Origin of the sequence: Thermus sp. CCB_US3_UF1 (assembly GCF_000236585.1) — a bacterium.
GTDB lineage: Bacteria > Deinococcota > Deinococci > Deinococcales > Thermaceae > Thermus.
This window is the reverse complement of sequence record NC_017278.1, coordinates 1,920,982-1,940,077: the sequence shown is the minus strand read 5'-3', so window position 1 is coordinate 1,940,077 and position 19,096 is coordinate 1,920,982. Positions and strand designations below refer to the sequence as shown.

Annotated in this window: 19 protein-coding genes; 14 read left to right on the top strand and 5 right to left on the bottom strand. The window is 67.9% G+C overall.

The window, feature by feature from the left end; genetic code table 11:
- Positions 1-14: 14 nt before the first annotated feature.
- From TCCBUS3UF1_RS09640 to mltG, 3 genes are read left to right on the top strand one after another with little or no spacing between them, the layout of a single operon-like run.
- Positions 15-704, top strand: coding sequence for a hypothetical protein (locus TCCBUS3UF1_RS09640; protein ID WP_014516319.1), 690 nt, complete (start codon positions 15-17; stop codon positions 702-704).
- Entirely contained in the window at positions 685-1,092 is a 408-nt protein-coding gene (gene ruvX / locus TCCBUS3UF1_RS09635; RefSeq protein WP_041433874.1) for a Holliday junction resolvase RuvX, read from the top strand. The genes TCCBUS3UF1_RS09640 and ruvX overlap by 20 nt, the downstream gene beginning before the upstream one ends.
- Entirely contained in the window at positions 1,076-2,089 is a 1,014-nt protein-coding gene (gene mltG / locus TCCBUS3UF1_RS09630; RefSeq protein WP_014516317.1) for an endolytic transglycosylase MltG, read from the top strand. The genes ruvX and mltG overlap by 17 nt, the downstream gene beginning before the upstream one ends.
- On the opposite strand, the gene TCCBUS3UF1_RS09625 is transcribed toward mltG, so the two are convergent.
- Both TCCBUS3UF1_RS09625 and TCCBUS3UF1_RS09620 read right to left on the bottom strand, forming a co-directional pair.
- Complete coding sequence (locus TCCBUS3UF1_RS09625; protein ID WP_014516316.1) at positions 2,074-2,910, bottom strand: carbohydrate ABC transporter permease; 837 nt, start codon at positions 2,908-2,910, stop codon at positions 2,074-2,076. The genes mltG and TCCBUS3UF1_RS09625 overlap by 16 nt on opposite strands.
- Positions 2,911-2,914: 4 nt before the next feature.
- Positions 2,915-3,406 carry a hypothetical protein gene (locus TCCBUS3UF1_RS09620; protein ID WP_014516315.1) on the bottom strand — a complete coding sequence of 164 codons (492 nt, stop codon included), beginning with the start codon at positions 3,404-3,406 and terminating at the stop codon, positions 2,915-2,917.
- 40 nt (positions 3,407-3,446) lie between these two features.
- On the opposite strand from TCCBUS3UF1_RS09620, the gene TCCBUS3UF1_RS09615 reads away from it, so the two are divergent.
- A complete protein-coding gene (locus TCCBUS3UF1_RS09615; RefSeq protein WP_014516314.1) occupies positions 3,447-4,178 on the top strand; it encodes a hypothetical protein in 732 nt (243 codons plus the stop codon).
- Between the two features lie 4 nt (positions 4,179-4,182).
- On the top strand, positions 4,183-5,259 hold the full coding sequence (locus TCCBUS3UF1_RS09610; RefSeq protein ID WP_014516313.1) for an enolase C-terminal domain-like protein: 1,077 nt from the start codon (positions 4,183-4,185) through the stop codon (positions 5,257-5,259).
- 42 nt (positions 5,260-5,301) lie between these two features.
- Here TCCBUS3UF1_RS09610 and TCCBUS3UF1_RS11660 read toward each other — a convergent pair whose 3' ends face one another.
- From TCCBUS3UF1_RS11660 to TCCBUS3UF1_RS09600, 3 genes are all read right to left on the bottom strand, one after another.
- Positions 5,302-6,363, bottom strand: a complete 1,062-nt coding sequence (locus tag TCCBUS3UF1_RS11660; RefSeq protein WP_014516312.1) for a hypothetical protein — start codon at positions 6,361-6,363, stop codon at positions 5,302-5,304.
- Between the two features lie 137 nt (positions 6,364-6,500).
- Entirely contained in the window at positions 6,501-7,127 is a 627-nt protein-coding gene (locus TCCBUS3UF1_RS09605; protein WP_014516310.1) for an HAD family phosphatase, read from the bottom strand.
- Complete coding sequence (locus TCCBUS3UF1_RS09600) at positions 7,120-8,169, bottom strand: sugar MFS transporter (protein WP_014516309.1); 1,050 nt, start codon at positions 8,167-8,169, stop codon at positions 7,120-7,122. Before TCCBUS3UF1_RS09600 ends, TCCBUS3UF1_RS09605 begins: the two co-directional genes overlap by 8 nt.
- Before the next feature lie 38 nt (positions 8,170-8,207).
- On the opposite strand from TCCBUS3UF1_RS09600, the gene TCCBUS3UF1_RS09595 reads away from it, so the two are divergent.
- From TCCBUS3UF1_RS09595 to TCCBUS3UF1_RS09555, 9 genes are all read left to right on the top strand, one after another.
- A complete protein-coding gene (locus TCCBUS3UF1_RS09595) occupies positions 8,208-8,978 on the top strand; it encodes a glycine cleavage system protein T (protein ID WP_014516308.1) in 771 nt (256 codons plus the stop codon).
- Positions 8,960-10,144: a CinA family nicotinamide mononucleotide deamidase-related protein gene (locus TCCBUS3UF1_RS09590; protein WP_014516307.1), complete on the top strand. Its 1,185-nt coding sequence runs from the start codon at positions 8,960-8,962 to the stop codon at positions 10,142-10,144. Before TCCBUS3UF1_RS09595 ends, TCCBUS3UF1_RS09590 begins: the two co-directional genes overlap by 19 nt.
- The gene (gene thpR, locus TCCBUS3UF1_RS09585; RefSeq protein ID WP_014516306.1) at positions 10,141-10,734 is read left to right on the top strand and encodes an RNA 2',3'-cyclic phosphodiesterase; all 594 of its coding nucleotides are present in this window, start codon (positions 10,141-10,143) and stop codon (positions 10,732-10,734) included. Before TCCBUS3UF1_RS09590 ends, thpR begins: the two co-directional genes overlap by 4 nt.
- Positions 10,685-11,707 carry a recombinase RecA gene (recA, locus tag TCCBUS3UF1_RS09580; protein ID WP_014516305.1) on the top strand — a complete coding sequence of 341 codons (1,023 nt, stop codon included), beginning with the start codon at positions 10,685-10,687 and terminating at the stop codon, positions 11,705-11,707. The genes thpR and recA overlap by 50 nt, the downstream gene beginning before the upstream one ends.
- Positions 11,708-13,432 (top strand): ribonuclease Y, encoded by a 1,725-nt coding sequence (gene rny / locus TCCBUS3UF1_RS09575; RefSeq protein ID WP_014516304.1) that lies wholly within the window; start codon positions 11,708-11,710, stop codon positions 13,430-13,432.
- Positions 13,433-13,448: 16 nt separating this feature from the next.
- Positions 13,449-14,480, top strand: a complete 1,032-nt coding sequence (locus tag TCCBUS3UF1_RS09570; protein WP_014516303.1) for a rod shape-determining protein — start codon at positions 13,449-13,451, stop codon at positions 14,478-14,480.
- 5 nt (positions 14,481-14,485) lie between these two features.
- A complete protein-coding gene (gene fabZ / locus TCCBUS3UF1_RS09565) occupies positions 14,486-14,911 on the top strand; it encodes a 3-hydroxyacyl-ACP dehydratase FabZ (RefSeq protein WP_014516302.1) in 426 nt (141 codons plus the stop codon).
- Positions 14,912-15,550 (top strand): RNA-binding protein, encoded by a 639-nt coding sequence (locus tag TCCBUS3UF1_RS09560; RefSeq protein ID WP_014516301.1) that lies wholly within the window; start codon positions 14,912-14,914, stop codon positions 15,548-15,550.
- Positions 15,551-15,730: 180 nt separating this feature from the next.
- A complete protein-coding gene (locus TCCBUS3UF1_RS09555) occupies positions 15,731-19,090 on the top strand; it encodes a DNA-directed RNA polymerase subunit beta (RefSeq protein WP_014516300.1) in 3,360 nt (1,119 codons plus the stop codon).
- The last annotated feature ends 6 nt before the right edge of the window (positions 19,091-19,096 follow it).

The window sequence follows — 19,096 nt, the reverse complement described above, 5'->3', positions numbered from 1 at the left end:
GGTAGAATGAGCCCATGGCCGAACTCCTGAGCGCCTTGGCCGTGGCCCTTTCCTGGGCCTTATTCGCCCTCACCTGGGGGCGTTACCGGAAGCGCCCTTCCCTCCACAACGCCCTCTACAGCCTGGGCCTTCTCTTTTTCGCCCTGGGGGTTTCCGCTGAGCTTCTGGCCCGCCTGCTCGGGGCCTGGACCCCCCTCCTTTACCGCCTTTGGTACTTCACCGGGGCCATGCACGGGGTGACCTTCCTGGGCCTGGGGAGCCTGGCCCTCCTGAACCCCAAGGCGGCCCGGGGCCTCCTTTTGGCCCTGGCCCCTTTGGCCCTTTACGGGCTTTACCTGGTGGCCTCCGCCCCCCTGGACTTTGGCCAGCTTCCCACCCCCTACGCCCCCCTGGGCAAGGCCTTCCCCGAGCCCAGCCTGGCCTCGCCCAGGCTCTGGACGGTCCCCTTCAACCTCCTCGGCACCCTCCTCATGGCCGGGGTGGCCCTGTACACCACCTTCCTCTTCTGGCGCAAAAACCCCTCCAGGGCCCAGGGCACGGCCCTCATCTTTCTGGCGGCCTTGGTCCTGGCCTCCACCAGCACCTTGAACCGCTTGGGGGTGGTGGGCCTCGAGGAGGCCGGACGGGCCTTCGGCGTGGCCCTCCTTTACCTGGGGGTGGTCCTGGCGGACCGCAGCGTGCAGTATGCGGGTGGGCGCGCTTGACGTGGGCGAGGCCCGGATCGGCCTGGCCGTGGGCGAGGAGGGGCGCCCCTTGGCCTTTGGCCGGGGCTACCTGGTGCGGAAGGGCCTGGAGGAGGACCTGGAGGCCATCCTGGCCTTCGTGCGCCGGGAGGGGCTTGTCAAGCTGGTGGTGGGCCTGCCCCTGCGCACCGACCTCAAGGAGAGCCTCCAGGCGCAAAAGGTCCTCCTCCTGGTGGAGGCCCTGCGGGCCCGTGGGGTGGCGGTGGAGCTCCTGGACGAGCGCTACACCACCAAGGTGGCCCAGGAAAGGCTCCGCCATGCGCCCAAGCGGGTGCGGCAGGAGAAGGGCCGCCTAGACGAGATGAGCGCCATCGTCCTCCTGGAGGATTACCTTGCCCGAGGGCTCTAGGAAGTGGCTTTGGCGGGGGGTTTGGGCCTTCTTCCTCACCTTCGCCCTTCTCCTGGCCTACGCCCTTTGGCTCCTTGGCCCCACGGGCCAGGAGGCCGTGGTGCGCATCCCCCGGGGGGCCACCGGGGGGGAGGTGGCCCGGATTTTGGAGGAAGCCGGGCTTTTGCGCTCGGGGTACCTCTTCTCCGCCTACCTGCGCTTCTCGGGCCGGGCCAAGCGCCTGGTTCCCGGGGTGTACCGCCTCAAGGGGGAAGGGGCTTTCCGCCTAGCCCGGGCCCTCACCGGGGGGGAGAAACCCCTCACCCTGACCCTGACCTTCCCCGAGGGGGAAAGGGCGGTGGACTACGCCCGGAGGCTGAGCCAGGCCGGCCTGGACGGGGAGGGGTTTTTGCGCCTGGTGCGGGAACCCGGGGCCCTCAGGCCCCCTTACGCCGAGGGGGAGAGCCTCGAGGGCTACCTCTTCCCCGCCACCTACACCCTGGACCCCCTGGCCACGCCGGAGGAGGTGGTGGTGGCCATGCTGCGCCGCTTTGCCGCCGAGCTGACCCCGTCGGTGCGGCGGTGGCTTGAGGAGCGGGGGCTTTCCGTCCACGCCTGGGTGACCCTGGCCTCCATCGTCCAGGCCGAGGCGGGAAGCCCGGAGGAGATGCCCTACATCGCCGGGGTCTTCCTCAACCGCCTGGAGCGGGGCATGCCCCTGCAGGCCGATCCCACCGTGGCCTACGCCTTGGGCAAACGCCTACCCGAGCTCTCCCGCAAGGCGGGGGACTTCGCCGTTGACTCCCCCTACAACACCTACCGCTACCCCGGCCTGCCCCCAGGGCCCATCGGCAACCCGGGGCGGGCGGCCCTGCTTGCCGTGCTGAACCCCAAGCGCCAGGACCCCCAAGGCCGCCCCTACCTTTACTTCTTCCACGCCCAGGGCCGGCTTTTCCTGAACGCCGACTTCGCCGCCCACCTGGAAGACCTGCGCCGCCACCGCTACTCCTCCCCGTGACGCAAAAGCTTAAGCTGGGCGTAGGCGAAGAGGAGGGTGAGGAGGAGGATGACCACGGTCACCGCCGCGGCGTAGCCCAAGCGGAAGTTCTCAAACCCCGACTCGTAAAGGTAGTACCCCAGGACCCGGGTGGCCCCGTAAGGCCCCCCCCGGGTGAGGAGGAAGACCGCCGCGTAGGACTGCAGGGCCAGGATGGTGCCCACCACGACCAGAAAGGCCACCGCCGGGCGCATGAGGGGCAGGACCACGTGGCGGAAGGCCTCCCAGGGCCCAGCCCCGTCCACGTAGGCCGCCTCCAGAAGGGTTTTGGGGATGGCCTTGAGCCGGGCCGAGGCCACCAGGACCCCATAGCCCAGATGCCGCCACAGGGTGAAGAGGACCACCATGGCCAGGGCCCAAAACCCCTCCCGGTCCCAAGGGGGGATGGGGAGGAACTGGGCCAAGGCCCCGTACTCGGGGGTGAAAAGGGTGTACCAGGAGAGGGTGGCCCCGCCCAGGGTGACCAGGCCGGGCAGGAAAAGGAGGCTCTTGGCCCAGCGCTCGTAAGGAGCCCCGTCCAGGGCCACGGCCAGGCCCACCGAAAGCCCCACGAAAAGGGGCAGGGCTAAGAGCATGAACTTCAGGGTGACCCAGAGGCTTCCCCAGAAGGCGGGGTCGCGGAGAAGGTCCCGGTAGTTGCCTAGGCCCACCCCTTTGGGCTCGGAAAGCCCCGACCAGTCCCAGGTGGAAAAGCGCAATACGTCCAAAAAGGGGTAGAGGACGAAAACCCCCAGGGTCAGCAGGGCCGGGAGGGAGAAGAGGAAAAGGGGAAGCCGGCGCACGGGGCTACCAGAGGTAGAGGAGGCTCAGCAGGAAGGGGTAGCGGTCCGAGGCGGTAACCTCCAGGGCCAAGGGTTCCAGGTAGAGGCGGAAGCCCGCCCCCCAGGCCAGGTGGAAGCCCCCCTGGTACCCCAGGCCCAGGGTGCCGGAAAGGGCCCCGCCCGGTACCTCCACGCTCACCACCGGGCCCAGGTGGAAGCCCAAGGGGTAGCGTAGGTCCAGCCCCAGGCCCACCGAGGCGTAGAGGTCGGCCAGGACCAGGCCGGGGAAGAGGTTGGCCTTGAGGAGGGCGTACACCTGGGGGGTTGGCTGCAGCAGGACCTGGGCGTCCAGGCCCGTGTCAATCCCCAAGGGGGCGAAGGGGAGGAGGGCGCTGCCCTGGAGGTAAACCCCCCGGTCGGGGGCGTAACCGAGGCCGAGGGTGTTTTCCGGGTAAGCCGGGGCCTGGGCCAAGGCCAGGCCCAGCAGGAGAGCCACAAGGGCCAGGATCCGCTTCATATCCCCGCCATCATAGCAAAGCCTCCCTTAGCATGGCGTCATGGCCGCGCCCTTCGCTTTGGAGCCTGAGCCCGGTTTCCTTTCCCTGCAAGAGGTTCCCCTCCTGGTCCTGGTGGGCCTCACCGGGGTAGGGAAGACCACCCTGGTAGCGGCCTTGGGCCTACCCCGGCTGCCCGACCGCCGCGAGCTGGTGGACCGCTACGTCCTCCCCCGGTACGGGGCCCGGCCCCCCATCCCTCGGGAGGAGCGCTTCCGCCTCACCCGGCGCTTCCGCGAGGAGTTCCCCGGGGGGGTGGCCGAGGTCCTGGCCCGGGGGTACACCGAGCCCCACCCCCTCCTCCTCTTTGACGGCCTTCGCGGGGAAACGGAGGTGGCCTACGCCCTGGAGCGCCTGCCCAAGGCCCTCTTCCTGGTCCTCCATGCCCGGGAGATCACCCGGCTCAAGCGCCTCCTGACCCGCCGCGATGCCTTTGACCAGGTGGCCCTCCGCCCTGAGGAGCGGGCCGAGCTTCAGGCCCTGGCCCAGGGGGTGCTGGGCCCAGGGGAACTGGAAGAGGCCCTGGCCCTTGCCCCCCTCGAGGAGGTTCTGGCCAAGCTCAAGATCGTGGCCGAGGAGAAGCGGAACTACGACCCCCTAGGCCCCTTGCGCCTCCTCTTTGGCCACCCCCGGGCCCTGGTCCTGGACACCGAGGCCCTGACCCTGGAGGAGGAGGTCCGGGCGGTGCGGGCCTTCCTTGAGCGGGCGGGGTTCCCAGGGGTCCCCTTACAATGACCCCATGGCCAGGATCAAGGACCTTCGCCTCATCCCCTTCCGCATTCCCCTCAAGGCCCCCTTGCGCTGGGGTAAGGCCTCGGAGCTTCCTGCCCTCGAGCACGCCCTTCTGGAGGTGGAGCTGGAGGGGGGCGTCTTGGGCCGGGCCGAGGTGGCCATACGGCCCACCATCTACGGGGAAACCCTGGGGAGCGTGCGGGCGGGGCTCGCGTACCTGAGGCCTAGGCTTCTGGGCCTCGAGGCCGACGACCAGGAGGCCATCCGCGCCGTCTTGGAGGCTTTCCCCTGCAACCTGGGCCTCAAGGGGGCCCTGGATACGGCCCTCTGGGAGGCCTGGGCCAGGAGCGAGGGGGAAGAGCTTCACCAGGTGCTCAAGCCCGCCAAGCACCGGGTGCGGGTGGCCTACATCCTGGGGCTGGGGGAGGAAGAGGAGGTGTTGGCCGACGCCCGCATGGCCTACGCCCAGGGGGTAAGGGTCTTCAAGGTCAAGGTGGGGCGGGACCTCGAGGCGGACACCCGGAGGATCGCCCGCCTCAAGGAGGCCTTTCCCGAGGCCGAGCTTTACGCCGACGCCAACGAGGCCCTTTCCCCCAAGGAAGCGGAGCGCTTCCTTTTGGCCTGGAAGGACCTGGGCCTCCTCTACGTGGAAGAGCCCCTGCCCATAGAGGAGGTGGAGGCCCGGCGAAGGCTTAGGACCCAGGGCATCCTTCCCCTCATCGCCGACGACTCGGCCATGACCCCCAAGGACCTCCGCCGGGAGCTCCTCCTGGACACCTTTGACCTCCTCAACCTCAAGCCCGCCCGCACCGGGATCACCTGGAGCCTGGAGATGCTGGCCTTGGCCCGGGATAAGGGGAAGAAGGCCATGGTGGGAAGCCAGGCGCAAAGCGCCCTTGGGGCCTACCACGCCGCCCTTCTGGCCTTCCAGCAGGGGGTGGCAGGCCCCAACGAGCTGGCCTTTCATCTCAAGGCCGAGGGCAGCTTCCTGGACTTCCCCCCCTTCCGCGAGGGCTGGCTTTACTGGGATGACTTGGTGCGGGCCCGCTTTGACGAGGCCGCCTTCCGCCGCTACGCCCAATGAAACGGGCGGCCTGGAAATCCCAGGCCGCCCCAATTGCCCCACTTATTGGGCGTTCAGTGAGGTGTAGTAGCGTTGGGAGTTCCCGGCCTCGTCAAAGGCCAGGATGTCTATGTCGTAACGGCCAGGCTGGCTGGGGGTGAAGTTGAAGGTGAAGCTAACCGAAGCTGCCGGGAGAGAGGGGGTTATGGAAGGAGTGATTTCTTGCGAGTTGACGTAGACCTTTAGCTCTCTTACCCTGCCCCCTGTATCCGAAGCAGTACCGCTAAAGTTGGCGACCTGCCCCACAGTCAGGCTGCTGGGCGCGTTGAGGGTAACTTGGGGAGGGACAAAATCCAGATTGATTCCTACATTGCTGTTTACGGGAACGGTGAAGGAGGCGTATCGGTCTAAGGTGGTGGGCTGGCGATTGGTTCCCAGACCTGTGACCCGAGCCCTAACGTAAACGGTGGTGTCTTGGGAAACGGTGTTAGCCTTGACCGCTACCCCGGTTTTGGTTTGGCGCAGAATGGTGGCCGCAGTAGAAGGGGTAAAGTCTGCACAGCTGGGGGTAGAGCAGGTACCCACAGCGTAAGTTACCTCGTAATCCTCTATGGGGAAGCTCCCATCAGAAGTTCCCTGGGTTCCCCCAGGTTCTATGACCCAGAGGCGTATGTTGAGTTCCTCGTTGGGGGGGAGTGGTCCGTTTAGGCTATGGCTCAGCCAAGCCTCCCCAAGGATGGCTTTGGGTTTTAGGGATATGACTGTGTTGCTTGAGATTGTATAGTTCTCTTTGCTCCACGCGATCTCAGTGCCCCCGCTACGCTTAACGGAAGTTTCAAAGGCGTAGCTTCCGTTCAAGAGGTTGATCGTAGTGCTGGATTGAGTGGGAGTAAGGGTGCGGGTTGCTACACGAACGTTTTGGGCGTTGTAGATGTTTACGGTAGCTTCGCTGGCGCTTCGGGGGACGCCCAAAGGGGTGAGCCCTGTGCTTTGTGCCGAGGGCTGGGGAAACTGAATGGTCAGGGTGACCGTGGACCAGCTACCGGTATTCATGCTATTTTGTTGACTACAGGAAGCAAGAGCAAGGAGGAAAAAGCCTAAAAGCAAGGATTTTCTACGTTTCATGCCTCATCACCTCCTTGGGGCTAAGCCCATATATATACTAGAAGCAGATGAGGTGTTGCAAGGTTATTTTGCCGTCCTCACGGAACTTCCTCGCGGGCAAAACCCTATAAAAACACAACTTTGCAAGCAATGAAAGCTTAGACAGGAAAGCGAAAATCTGAAAATTCACTAATCAAGATCCTGGCTCCAGCCTCTGCGAGGCTTTTTCCTTCGTGCCCGGTGAGGAGGCCATAGGTGGGAATCCCTGCCCCCACGGCGCTCCTCACCCCGGAGGGGGAGTCCTCAAAGGCCAGGGCCTCCTCGGGCCGGAGGCCTAGGCGCGCCAGGGCCACCCGGTAGGGGAGGGGGTCGGGCTTCCCCCGGCCTATCTCCTCGGCCAGGACCAGGAGGGGTGGGGCCAGGCGGAGGGCCTGTAGGACGTGGCGGGCGTTGGCCCGGGGGGCGTTGGTCACCACGCCCCAGGTGAGGCCCCTTCGCCCGGCCTCCTCCAGGAGCCCGTAAAGCCCAGGGGTGGGCTCGAGGTCCTGGGCCAGCTCGCGGAAGCGGGCCTCCTTGGCCTCGATGAGCCTCCTGGCCTCCTCCCCTTTGAGCCCCAGGAGGTCCCGCACGATCTCCGGGTTGAGCCGGCCAGAGATGCGCCTGCGGTAGGTTTCCGGGTCCACCTCTAGGCCGTAAGGGGCCAGGACCTCCCGCCAGGCCAGGAGGTGGAGGGGGTCGGTGTCGGCCAGGGTACCGTCCAGGTCAAAGAGGAGGGCCCTAAGCATGGATCCCTTCCCGTTCCAGGGCCTGGACCAGGAGGAAGAGCCCCAGGGCTAAGGTGAAAAGGCCCCAAGGGATTCCCCCCACGGGCAGCAGGGCGAAGAGGGCCGGGATGAGGGTACTCCCCGTGGCTCCCGCGTACATCAGCCCCCCCAGGGCCCGGTGGCCGAAGCGGGCCTGGACCAAGGCGAAGAGGGTGGAGAAGAGGGGGCCCAGGAGGAACCCCGCCAGGGGAAAGAGGAGGGCCGTGGGGGGGAGGAGGTTCAGGAGGAGGAGCCCCATGACCCCAAGGAGGAGCCCTTTCAGGGCCCAAAGGGGGTTGGCGGCCACGGGTTTGGCCAAGAAAAGCCGCCCCAGGGCCAGGCCCAGCCAGTAGAGGGAGAGGAGGATCCCGCCGGTGGCCGTGGGGTGGCCGAGGGCCTCCAGCCAGACCCGGTTCCAGGTGGCCAGGGCGCCCTCGAGGCCGGTGTAAAGGCCCACCGCCAGCAAAAAGGGCCAAAGCCGCCCGCCCCCTTCCCTGGGGGCGGGCCCCACGGCCGGGGCCTTCCAGACCAAAAGGGCAGCCCCGAAGGCCAAAAGCCCCGCCAGGAGGAGCAAAAGGGTGTAGGGCAAAAAGGTAAGGGCCAAGGGGGTGAAGACCGCCCCCAGGCCGAAGGCCACGTTGACCCGGTTGAGGAGCTCCACCCGCCTTTCCGGGTAAAGCTCGCCCACCAGGCTGTTGCCGTGCACGTTCATCACCCCTTCCCCCAGGCCCAGGAGGAAGGCCAGGCCCACCACCCAGGGGAAGGCTGGGGCCAGGGCCACCCCCCAAAGCCCCAGGCCCACCAGGAGGAGGGCGGCGGGAAAAAGGGGGTGGCGCCTTCCCCCTTGGGCCAGGCGCACCCCTAAGACCAGGCCCAGGAGCAAGGCGGTGAAGAACCAGGAAACCTCCTCCCCCACCCCGTAGCGGGCCCGCCACTGGGGCAGGGCGGCCCCGGGCAGGGCCACGATCACCCCTACCAGGAAAAGCGTTAGGAAAGAGCCCCAGAAAAAGCGCACCCCCGCCATTCTCCCCCTTCCTGACCCTTTGGTCAATAATGGAGGGGATGGAGGATGCCCTGGAAAACCTACGCTCGGGCCGCGGCTATTTTGCCTTCCAAGGACTCCTCCTCCTGCGGGGGCCGGATGCCCTTTCCTTTCTCCAGGGCCAGTGCACCCGGGACCTGAGGCGGCTGGAGGGGCCCAAGGGAGCGCTTTTCCTCAACCACAAAGGGCAGATTGAGGAGGCAGCCACCCTCTTCCCCCACCCCGAGGGCTTTTTGCTCTCCCCCTGGGGGAGCCTCGAGGGCCTGAAGGCCCGCCTAAGGCGGTACATCGTCTTTGACCAGGTGGAGATCGCCCAACTCCCCCTTTTCCGCCTCCTCCACCTGGACGGGCGGGAGGAGGTGGCCGAAAGCGGGGAGGGCGCCTTGGACCCGGGGCTTTACCCCTTGTACACCCTCCTCCGGGGCCTGCCCCTCCTTGCGGACATCCGGGGGGAGCTTCCCCAAAGCGTGGGCCTCCTCCCCCTGGTGGACTACGGCAAGGGGTGCTACGTGGGCCAGGAGATCATGGCCCGGCTGGAGGGGAAGGAGGTGCACCACCACCTGGTGGGCCTCCGGGCCCTGGAGCCCGGTGGGGAAGCGCCTTTCCCCCTCACCTGGCAGGGGCAGAAGGCAGGGGAGGCCAAGCGGTTCCTCCCCACCCCCTTCGGCCTACTGGGCCTGGGCGTGGTGCGCAAGGAAGTGCCCTTCGGGGCTTTAGTGGAAGGGGGTGGGGGGCGGTTTCGCCTGGAGCCCTTGCCCTTCAAGGAGGCAGGATGGAGCGGGCAGAGATAATCGGCGTGGGGACGGAACTCCTCTATGGGGAGACCCTGGACACCAACACCGCGGAGATCGCCAAGACCCTCAAGCCCTACGCCCTTAAGGTGGAGCGCACCCTCCGGGTGGCGGACGAGCCCGGACCCCTGGTGCGGGAGGTGCGCCAGGCCTGGGAGCGGGCCAGGCTGGTGGTCCTCTCCGGGGGCCTCGGCCCCACCCCGGACGATGTGACCCGGGAGGCGGTGGCCGAGGCCCTGGGGGAGCCCCTAGGGCTGGACGAGGGGATGCTTTCCCGGATTGAGGCCCTTTTCCGGGCCCGGGGGCGGGTCATGCCCGAGGCCAACCGCAAGCAGGCCCTCAAGATCCCCTCCGCCACCTGGCTGCCCAATCCCCGGGGCACCGCTCCGGGCTGGTGGGTGCGCAAGGAGGGGAAGGACCTGGTCCTCCTCCCTGGGCCCCCATCGGAGTGGCGGCCCATGTGGCAGGAACTCCTCCCCCGGCTTAGCCTCCCGCGAAGGCCCTACGGGGAGCGGGTCCTCAAGACCTGGGGCGTGGGGGAGTCGGAGATTGTGGAGCGGTTGGGGGAGCTTTTCCTCCGGGAGGAGGAGGTGGAGGTGGGCACCTACCCCAAGCTCCACGGGGTGGAGGTGGTGATCCGGGGCCGGGAGGACCGGGTGGCGGAACTGGCGGAAAGGATCAGGAACAAACTCCTGAAGGAGGTCTGGGGGGAGGGGGATCTGACCCTGGCCGAGGCGGTGAAGCGCCGCTTGGAGCTGGAGGGGGCCACCCTGGCCACCATGGAAAGCCTCACCGGGGGGCTTCTGGGGGGGGAGATCACCCGGGTTCCCGGGGCCAGCCGCTTCTACCTGGGGGGCGTGGTATCCTATTCCCCAGGGGCCAAGGCCCGCTTCGGTGTGCCGGAGGAACTCCTCGCCAAGACGGTTTCCGCCGAGACGGCCAAGGCCATGGCGGAGGCCGCCCGGGCGCTTTTCGGGTCCACCTACGCCCTGGCCACCACCGGGGTGGCCGGACCGGACCCCTTAGAGGGCGAGCCGGTAGGTACGGTGTACGTGGCCCTGGCGGGCCCTAGGGGAACCGAGGCCCGCCGCTACCGCTTCCCCGGCGACCGGGAGGCCATCCGGCTTCGGAGCGTTTACGCCGCCTTGGCGCTTCTCCTGACATGAGGCTCTTTTACGCCATCTTTTTACCCGAAGACGTCCGCAAGGCCTTGGTGGAGGCCCAGGGCCTGGTGGCCCGTTACAGGGGCTGGAAGGAGGTACCCCCCCACCAGCTCCACCTCACCCTGCTCTTTCTAGGGGAGCGGCCCGCGGGGGAGCTGGAGGACCTCGCCGCCCTGGGCCACCGCCTGGGGAGGCTTCAACCCCCCTTTACCGCCCGCATCCGCGGCACCGGGTACTTCCCCAACGAGGGTACCCCCCGGGTCTGGTTCGCCAAGGCCGAGGGGGAAGGGTTGGTGGCCCTGGCCGAGGGCCTAAGGCAGGAGGTCCTGGGCCTTTTGGGCCCGGAGGCCCTGGAGGCCGGGGGGGATAAGCCCTTCAAGCCCCACATCACCCTGGCCCGGCGCAAGGCCCCTGCCCCCCGGGTTCCCCCGGTAGTCTTCGGCCTGGAGTGGCCGGTTACGGAGTTCGCCCTGGTGCGTTCAGAACTGAGGCCCAGGGGGTCCGTTTACACCATTTTAGAAAGATTCCCTTTGCGAGGTGAGCATGGACGAGAACAAGAGGAAAGCCTTAGAGAGCGCCCTGAAGACCATTGAGAAGGAGTTCGGCAAGGGCGCGGTGATGCGCCTGGGGGAGATGCCCAAGCTCCAGGTGGACGTGATCCCCACCGGCTCCCTGGGCCTGGACCTGGCCCTCGGCATCGGCGGGATTCCCCGGGGGCGGGTCATCGAGATCTACGGCCCGGAGTCCGGGGGCAAGACCACCCTGGCCCTCACCATCATCGCCCAGGCCCAGAAGCAAGGGGGGGTGGCGGCCTTTGTGGACGCGGAGCACGCCCTGGACCCCCTTTACGCCCAGAAGCTTGGGGTACGGGTGGAGGACCTCCTGGTTTCCCAGCCGGACACGGGGGAGCAGGCCCTGGAGATCGTGGAGCTCCTGGCCCGCTCCGGGGCGGTGGACGTGATCGTGGTGGACTCCGTGGCCGCCTTGGTGCCCAAGGCGGAGATCGAGGGGGAGATGGGGGACCAGCACGTGGGTCTCCAGGCTAGGCTCATGAGCCAGGCCCTGCGGAAGCTCACCGCGGTCCTTTCCAAGAGCAACACCGCGGCCATCTTCATCAACCAGGTGCGGGAGAAGGTGGGCGTGATGTACGGCAACCCCGAGACCACCCCCGGGGGGAGGGCCCTCAAGTTCTACGCCAGCGTGCGCCTGGACGTGCGCAAAAGCGGCCAGCCCATCAAGGTGGGCAACGAGGCCGTGGGCATCAAGGTGAAGGTGAAGGTGGTGAAGAACAAGCTGGCCCCGCCCTTCCGGGAGGCGGAGCTGGAGATCTACTTTGGCCGGGGCCTGGATCCGGTGATGGACCTGGTGAACGTGGCCGTGGCCGCGGGGGTCATTGAGAAGGCGGGGAGCTGGTTCTCCTACGGGGAGGCCCGGCTGGGCCAGGGTAAGGAGAAGGCGGCGGAGTACCTCAGGGAGCGGCCCGAGCTCATGGAGGAGATCCGCGCCAAGGTGCTGGAGCGGGCGGGGGAAGTGGTCTTGGCCGCCAGCGAGGAAGAGGGGGAGTAGATGACCCTTTTGGACCTGGTGCTGTTGCTCCTGGTCCTCCTCCTGGCTGGCCTCCTCGTCTTCCGCCGCAAGGGGGAGGAGCGGGCGGGCGAGGAGGCCAAGCGCCTTCTGGATGCGGCGCGGGAGGAGGGACGGGCGGCCCTCGAGGCCGCCCGCAAGGAGGCGCGGGAGATCCTGGAAGCCGCCCGTCAGGAAGCGAGGCTATTGAGGGAGGAGGCCGAGGCCCGGGCCAAGGCCTTCCGCCAGGAGCTGGAGGCCGAGGTTCGCCGCAAGGCGGAGGCGGCGGAGGCCGAGGCCAAAAAGCGCCTGGCCGAGGCGGAGGAGCGCCTCAAGGCCGAGCGGGAGGAGCTAAGGGCCGAGCGGGAGCGCCTTAAGGCCCTGCAGGAAGAGTTAAAGGCCGAGCGGGACCGCCTCAAGGAGGAGCGGGAGGAGCTGAGGCGGGAGGCGGAGCGGCTTTCCAAGCGGGGGGAGGCCCTGGACGCCCGGGCCCTCCGCCTGGATGCCCTGGAGGAGGGGTTGAACCGGCGGGAGGAGGCCCTGAAGGCCAAGGAAGCCCAGCTGCAGGAGCGGGAAAAGGAGGTGGAGGCCCGGCTTCACCAGGTGGCGGGCCTTTCCCCGGAGGAGGCCCGGCGGCTCATCCTGGAAAGGCTGGACCAGGAGCTGGAGGAGGAGAAGGCGCAAAAGGTGCGGGCGGCCCTGGAGAAGGTCCGCCTCGAGGCCCGGCGGGAGGCCCAGAAGATCCTGGCCCAGGCCATGCAGCGCCAGGCCTCGGAAACCGCGGCCCAGCTGGCGGTTTCCGTGGTGCCCATCCCCTCCGACGCCATGAAGGGGCGGATCATCGGCCGGGAGGGGCGGAACATCCGCACCTTTGAGGCCCTCACCGGGGTGGACCTGATCATTGACGACACCCCGGAGGCCGTCCTCCTCTCCTCCTTCAACCCCATCCGCCGGGAGATCGCCCGCATGGCCCTGGAGGAGCTCCTCAAGGACGGGCGTATCCACCCGAGCCGCATCGAGGAGGTGGTGGAGAAGGCCAAGCAGGAGATGAAGACCTTCATCTACGAGCGGGGGGAGGAGGCGGCCTTGGAGGCGGGGGTGGTGGGCCTGAAGCCCGGCCTCATCCAGCTTTTGGGCCGGCTCCACTTCCGCTCCAGCTACGGCCAGAACGTCCTCAAGCACTCGGTGCAGGTGGCCCACCTTACCGGGATCATGGCGGCGGAGCTGGGCCTGGACGCCGCCCTGGCCCGCAGGACCGGCCTGCTCCACGATATCGGCAAGAGCGTGGACCGGGAGGTGGAGGGGAGCCATGTGGAGATCGGCATCGCCCTGGCCCGGCGCTTTGGGGAGCCCGTGGAGGTGGTGGACGGGATCGCCCACCACCACGACCCTGAGAACGCGGAAACCGTTTACGCCGTGCTGGTGGCCGCCGCCGACGCCCTTTCCGCCGCCCGGCCCGGGGCCAGGCGGGAGTCCTTGGAGGAGTACCTGCAGCGCCTCGAGGCCCTGGAGCGCATCGCCCTCTCCTTCCCCGGGGTGGAGACGGCCTTCGCCGTCCAGGCGGGCCGGGAGGTCCGGGTCATCGTCAAGCCGGAAAAGATCACCGACGCCAAGGCCACCCTCCTGGCGCGGGAGATCGCCGGGCGCATCGAGCGGGAGATGAACTACCCCGGCCAGGTCCAGGTGACGGTGCTGCGCGAGACCCGGGCCGTGGCCTACGCCCGGTGAGCTACAATGGGGCGATATGCTGAGGGGCGACGACATCGGGATTGACCTGGGGACGGCCAGCGTCCTCATCTACGTGCGGGGCAAGGGCATTGTCCTGCGCGAGCCCTCCGTGATCGCCGTGGTCCAGGGGAGGCGGGAGGTGAAGGCGGTGGGGGCGGAGGCCTACCGCATGCTGGGCCGAACCCCCGGGAACATCGTGGCCGTGCGGCCCCTAAAGGACGGGGTGATCGCCGACTACGCCCTTACCGAGCGCATGCTCATCCTCTTCCTGCAGAAGGTGCTCTCCCCCCTTTCCCGCTTCCTCAAGCCCCGGGTCATGGTGGGGGTGCCCTCGGGGGTCACGGACGTGGAGCGCCGGGCGGTGGTGCAGGCGGTTTCCGCCTGGGCCCAGAAGGTCTACCTCATCGAAGAACCCCTGGCCGCGGCCATCGGGGCGGGGATCAACGTGGCCGAGCCCACGGGGAGCATGGTGGTGGACATCGGCGGGGGCTCCACTGACATCGCCGTGATCTCCTTGGGGGGGATCGTGCGCTCGGAAAGCCTGCGGATCGCCGGCAACGAGATGGACCAGGCCATCATCCGCTACGTGCGCCAGAAGTACAACCTCCTCATCGGGGAACGCACCGCCGAGGAGCTGAAGATCCAGCTGGGCCGGGCCAAGCTCCTCCCCGGGGAGGAGCGCGAGGTGGCCGAGGTGCGGGGCCGGGACCTGATCACAGGCCTCCCCCGCACCGCGGAGATCCCCGCCGAGGACGTGGCCGAGGCCCTGAAAGAGCCCCTGGAAAAGATCTTCCAAGGGGTGAAGGGGGTGTTGGAAACCACGCCCCCGGAGCTGGCCTCGGACATCTACGAGCGGGGCATCCTCCTTTCGGGGGGTGGGGCGCTGCTGAAAAACCTGGACGTGGCCCTGCAGGAGGCCACGGGGGTGCCGGTGGTGGTGGCGGAGAACCCCATTGAGGCGGTGGCCCTGGGCACGGGCAAGGCCCTAGAGATGCTCCACGTCTTGGAGGACACCATCCTTTCCTCCGACGACGTGCTGCGGAGGTGAGGCCCTTGGAGATCGGGGAGATCCTGAGGCTCTTGCCCCACCGCTACCCCTTCCTCCTCATTGACCGCATCCTGCACGCGGACGAGAAGACCTTCCGCGCCCTCAAGAACGTGACCTTCAATGAGCCCTACTTCCAGGGCCACTTTCCCGGTTACCCCATCCTACCGGGGGTCCTCCTCCTGGAGGCCATGGCCCAGGCGGCGGTGGGCAGCATCGCCCGGCAGCCGGGGTTCAAGCCGGGGGGGCTGGTCTTCCTGGCGGGGGTGGAGGAGGCCCGCTTCAAGAAGCCCGTGGTCCCGGGGGACACCCTGATCCTGGAGGGGGAGCTCCTCCTCTTCCGCCGGGGCCTGGGCAAGGTAGCGGTGAAGGCCCTGGTGGAGGGGGAGGAGAGGGCCAGCGCCCGCCTAAGCTTCGCCGTCCGGGAGGGGTAGATGGCGGACCTCTTGGCCTACCTCAAGCGGGCTCGAGGCGGCCGGGTGGTGGCCACGGGCTTCCTGAGCCTGGAGGAGCAGGCCCTCCTTGAGGAAAAGGCCCGGGCGGAGGGCCTGAAGGTGGCCTTCTTCGGCGGCCTCCCCTTGGCGGAGAAGAAGGTGGCGGTCCTTTACCCCCCGGAGATCCCCTCCGTCCATGACCCCGTGGGGGTCTTCCTCCTGGAAAAGGAACCCCCGGACCTGGGGGAGGCCATGGGGGATGTGGAGGAGGTGGAGGGGGGGTTCTTGGTGGCCTTGCTCCCCCAGGGCCAGCGGGCTTTGGGGGAGATGGGCTACACCCTCCTTCCCCCGCCCGAGGGGGCCTTGCGCCCCACGGGGGAGCGGGTGCGCACCCTGGTGGTCCCCTCCCTGCGGGTGGACGCCGTGGGGGCTAAGGGCTTTGGCGTTTCCCGTACCTACTTCGTCCAGGGGGTGAAGGCGGGTAAGGTGCGCCTTAAGGGCAGGCCTGCCTCCCCCAAGGACGAGATGGCCCCCGGGGATACCCTCCTGGCCGAGGGCCTGGGCAGCCTGAGGCTTGTGGAGGTGCTTGGCGAAACCCGGCGGGGCAACTATAAAATCAAGGTGGAGGTGGAGCGGTAAGGGCATGGCGCTTGGGCCATCCGGCTTGACGGCTTAGGGGTGTACCCCATAGGATAAGGTTTGTGCTCTTTGGTCGGGCCAAGGGAGCACGGTAAGAGCCAGCCACCACAGGGTCCGCGCCCTGTGGGAGAACCCTGTTAGCTTACCTCGGGCGGCCCGCTTCCCCGTTTGAGGTGACGCATGGAGATTAAGCGGTTCGGTCGCATCCGAGAGGTCATTCCCCTTCCCCCCCTGACGGAAATCCAGGTGGAATCCTACAAGAAGGCCCTGCAGGCCGATGTTCCCCCAGAAAAGCGGGAAAACATCGGCATCCAGGCGGCTTTCAGGGAGACCTTCCCCGTGGAGGAGGGGGATAAGGGCAAGGGGGGCTTGGTGCTGGACTTCTTGGAGTACCGCATTGGCGACCCTCCCTTTTCCCAGGACGAGTGCCGGGAAAAGGACCTCACCTACCAAGCGCCCCTTTATGCCCGGCTCCAGCTCATCCACAAGGATAGCGGCCTCATCAAGGAGGACGAGGTCTTCCTGGGCCACATCCCCTTGATGACCGAGGACGGCTCCTTCATCATCAACGGGGCTGACCGGGTCATCGTCTCCCAGATCCACCGCTCCCCGGGGGTGTACTTCACCCCCGATCCTGCCCGCGCCGGCCGCTACGTGGCCAGCATCATCCCCCTGCCCAAGCGGGGGCCTTGGATTGACCTGGAGGTGGAGCCCAACGGCACCGTCTCCATGAAGGTCAACAAGCGGAAGTTCCCCCTCATCCTCCTCCTCCGGGTCCTGGGCTACGATGCCGAAACCCTCTCCCGGGAGCTTGGGGCCTACGGGGACCTGGTGGGGGGGCTTCTGGACGAGGCGGTGCTGGCCATGCGCCCCGAGGAGGCCCTGGTCCGCCTCTTCACCCTGCTGCGCCCCGGGGACCCGCCCAAGAAGGACAAGGCCCTGGCCTACCTCTTCGGCCTTCTAGCCGACCCCAAGCGCTACGACCTGGGGGAGGCTGGCCGCTACAAGGCGGAGGAGAAGCTGGGCATCGCCCTTTCTGGCCGTACCCTGGTGCGCTTTGAGGAGGGGGAGTTCAAGGACGAGGTCTTCCTCCCCACCCTGCGTTACCTCTTCGCCCTCATGGCCGGGGTTCCGGGCCACGAGGTGGACGACATCGACCACCTGGGCAACCGCCGCATCCGCACCGTGGGGGAGCTCATGGCCGACCAGTTCCGGGTGGGGCTTTCCCGCCTGGCCCGCGGGGTGCGGGAGCGGATGGTCATGGGGGCCTCCGACACCCTGACCCCCGCCAAGCTGGTGAACAACCGGCCCCTCGAGGCCGCCATCCGCGAGTTCTTCGGCCGTAGCCAGCTCTCCCAGTTCAAGGACGAGACCAACCCCCTCTCCTCCCTGCGCCACAAGCGGCGCATCTCCGCCCTGGGCCCCGGGGGCCTTACCCGGGAGCGGGCGGGGTTTGACGTGCGCGACGTCCACCGCACCCACTACGGCCGCATCTGCCCGGTGGAAACCCCGGAAGGGGCCAACATCGGCCTCATCACCTCCCTGGCTGCCTACGCCCGGGTGGACGCCTTGGGCTTCATCCGCACCCCCTACCGCCGGGTGGCGAACGGGGTGGTCACGGAGGAAGTGGTCTACATGACGGCCACGGAGGAGGACCGCTACACCATCGCCCAGGCCAACACCCCCCTGGAAGGGGACCGGATCGCCACCGACCGGGTGGTGGCCCGGCGCAAGGGGGAGCCGGTCATCGTGAGCCCCGACGAGGTGGAGTTCATGGACGTCTCCCCCAAGCAGGTCTTCTCCGTGAACACCAACCTGATCCCCTTCCTGGAGCATGACGACGCCAACCGGGCCCTGATGGGCTCCAACATGCAGACCCAGGCCGTGCCCCTCATCCGGGCCCAGGCCCCGGTGGTGATGACCGGGCTGGAGGAGCGGGTGGTCCGGGACTCCCTGGCCGCGGTCTACGCCGAGGAGGACGGGGAGGTGGTGGGGGTGGACGGGCGGCGCATCGCCGTGCGCTACGAGGATGGCCGCCTGGTGGAACACCCCTTGCGGCGCTACGTGCGCTCCAACCAGGGCACCGCCTTGGACCAGCGCCCCCGGGTGACCGTGGGCCAGCGGGTGCGGAAAGGGGACCTCCTGGCGGACGGGCCCGCCTCCGAGGGGGGCTTTTTGGCCCTGGGGCAGAACGTCCTGGTGGCCATCATGCCCTTTGACGGGTATAACTTTGAGGACGCCATCGTCATCAGCGAGGAGCTCCTCAAGCGGGACTTCTACACCTCCATCCACATTGAGCGCTACGAGATCGAGGCCCGGGACACCAAGCTGGGGCCGGAGCGCATCACCCGGGACATCCCCCACCTCTCCGAGGCCGCCCTGCGCGACCTGGACGAGGAGGGGGTGGTGCGCATCGGCGCCGAGGTGAAGCCTGGGGATATCCTGGTGGGCCGCACCAGTTTCAAGGGGGAGCGGGAGCCCTCCCCTGAGGAACGCCTCCTCCGCTCCATCTTCGGGGAGAAGGCCCAGGACGTGAAGGACACCTCCTTGCGCGTGCCCCCCGGGGAGGGCGGCATCGTGGTGGGCACCCTGCGCCTGCGCCGCGGCGACCCTGGGGTGGAGCTGAAGCCCGGGGTCCGGGAGGTGGTGCGGGTTTACGTGGCGCAAAAGCGCAAGCTCCAGGTGGGGGACAAACTGGCCAACCGCCACGGGAACAAGGGCGTGGTGGCCAAGATCCTGCCCGTGGAGGATATGCCCCACCTGCCCGACGGCACCCCGGTGGACGTGATCCTGAACCCCCTGGGCGTGCCCAGCCGGATGAACCTGGGCCAGATCCTGGAAACCCACCTGGGCCTGGCGGGCTTCTTCCTGGGCCAGCGCTACATCTCCCCGGTCTTTGACGGGGCCACGGAGCCCGAGATCAAGGCCCTCCTGGCGGAGGCCTTTGACCTTTACTTCGGCAAGCGCAGGGCCGAGGGCTTTGGCGTGGACAAGCGGGAGCTGGAGGTCCTGGCCCGGGCGGAGAAGCTGGGCCTGGTGAGCCCCGGCAAGAGCCCGGAGGAGCAGCTTCGCGAGCTCTTCACCCAGGGCAAGGTGGTCCTCTACGATGGCCGCTCCGGGGAGCCCATCGAGGGGCCCATCGCCGTGGGGCAGATGTTCATCATGAAGCTTTACCACATGGTGGAGGACAAGATGCACGCCCGTTCCACCGGGCCCTACTCCCTCATCACCCAGCAGCCCCTGGGGGGCAAGGCCCAGTTCGGTGGCCAGCGCTTTGGGGAGATGGAGGTCTGGGCCCTCGAGGCCTACGGGGCGGCCCACACCCTGCAGGAGATGCTCACCCTCAAGTCCGACGACATTGAGGGCCGCAACGCCGCCTACGAGGCCATCATCAAGGGGGAGGACGTCCCCGAGCCCAGCGTGCCCGAGTCCTTCCGCGTGCTGGTCAAGGAACTCCAGGCCCTGGCCCTGGACGTGCAGACCTTGGACGAGCGGGACAACCCCGTGGACATCTTTGAGGGGCTGGCTTCCAAGCGCTAAGGCCTT